This is a genomic window from Actinospica durhamensis (assembly GCF_018139695.1).
In the GTDB taxonomy this organism is placed as follows: Bacteria; Actinomycetota; Actinomycetes; order Streptomycetales; family Catenulisporaceae; genus Actinospica; species Actinospica durhamensis.
The window spans coordinates 1-789 of the sequence record NZ_JAGSOG010000649.1 but is presented as its reverse complement, the minus strand read 5'-3'; the positions used below and the strand labels follow the sequence as shown (position 1 = coordinate 789).

General features: G+C 70.7%; 1 pseudogene. It reads right to left on the bottom strand.

Annotated elements, in window-relative coordinates:
* Positions 1-691, bottom strand: a pseudogene (locus tag KDL01_RS41550) (hypothetical protein); the annotation flags it as partial.
* Positions 692-789: the final 98 nt, after the last annotated feature.

The window sequence follows — 789 nt, the reverse complement described above, 5'->3', positions numbered from 1 at the left end:
CGGTCGTGCGCACGTCCTGGGGTGCGAGTTCGGTGCCGTCGAACTGCCGGGCCCGGATCATTTCCGCGACCTGCAACTCCACCGCGGCTTGGAGTACCGCGCCGCGGGCGGGGTCGAGCAGGATCTCGCACCGGTGCATCTCCCGATCCGCCGCAACACCGATGCGGGCGTAGGAGCGTTCGCGCTGCTGGGCGTGGCGTGCCTCGACCGACCCGGGGTCGGTGTGCTCCTCCAGCGCCCGCACCCGCTCCAGCCCGGCCCGCGTCCCGTGCTCGCGTGCGACGCGTAGGGTTTCGGCGACCTCGGGTGCCGGATCCAAGCCCGTGCGGCGCACCGCCTTGACCGTGCGCGCCACCGCTCGCACAGAATCCTGCCCGATGCTGCCCGAGCACATTTCCTGCTCGATCTGCGGCACCGTCGCGAGCAACCGGGCGTCCTGTGCGAGTCCGCGGGCGCGTCCTTCGGTCACATCCAGCACGGTCGCGAGCCACGGGCCGATCCCCCCGCGTGCGATCCCGAGCCGGTCCCCCTCCGCCACCATCGCCAGCAGCAAACCCTGCAGGGCCTGCGCCGCCCGACCCACTTCCACGATCCCGTCGCGCATCTCACCTGTTACAGCCTCATCGCGCCCCGGCTCGAGCTGCCGCGCCCGCTCCAGCAGCTCCCGCACCGCCCCGCTGATCGACTCCACCCCGGCAGCAACCTGATCCATGACCCCTCCCTAGAACAATCCCCGTATGTACCTACTCTACGGGGCGAGTCCGACAAAAGGGGCCTAGAATAGGCCTG